Raw genomic sequence first — 503 nt, 5'->3', positions numbered from 1 at the left:
ATGTTCTCCATTCCCTTCGGTAAGTTCTCAGCTAAACCAGCCGGACCAGAAGCGTTTTTTCTTCTGTGTCAGTTCTGTTGTCAATCTGTCCACTTCGGCCTGGAGTTTCCGGCGCTCATCATCGTGCTGGCGGCGTTCTTCTTCCCGGGATGTTTTATCTTCCAGCATCAGGGTGACAGCCTGCCGGAGATCGGCCAGTTCCTTTTGCATTGCCAGAAGCTGTTCCTGTGGGAAATTTTTTTGTGTATTTTCACGGTGTGAAATGCCGGGAATTTGTTTCTCAGGGATATTCACATTTCCGTATACACGGATCAGTTCTGACACATCCACGACAGGGTTGTTTTTCCCGTCACGTGACACGGTAACCTTTCCCTGTTTTACATGATTGTATAGCGTTCTTCTGGTAATGCCCGCGGCTTGTGCTGCCTGTGAAAGGTTGAGCAATGTTTTCGCCACTGTATACCCCTGATTTTATCGGGTGTGAAAGGTGTGTAATTTCTCAC

The 503-nt window shown here is 48.1% G+C and carries 1 protein-coding gene; it reads right to left on the bottom strand.

Going from position 1 to position 503, the window contains the following annotated elements; genetic code table 11:
* Positions 1 to 27 precede the first annotated feature (27 nt).
* Complete coding sequence (locus ACFPZN_RS56705) at positions 28 to 456, bottom strand: hypothetical protein (protein ID WP_001140599.1); 429 nt, start codon at positions 454 to 456, stop codon at positions 28 to 30.
* Positions 457 to 503 lie beyond the last annotated feature (47 nt).

Source organism: Actinomadura rugatobispora, assembly GCF_042656285.1.
Classification (GTDB): Bacteria; Actinomycetota; Actinomycetes; order Streptosporangiales; family Streptosporangiaceae; genus Spirillospora; species Spirillospora rugatobispora.
This window is presented reverse-complemented; position numbering and strand designations above follow the sequence as displayed.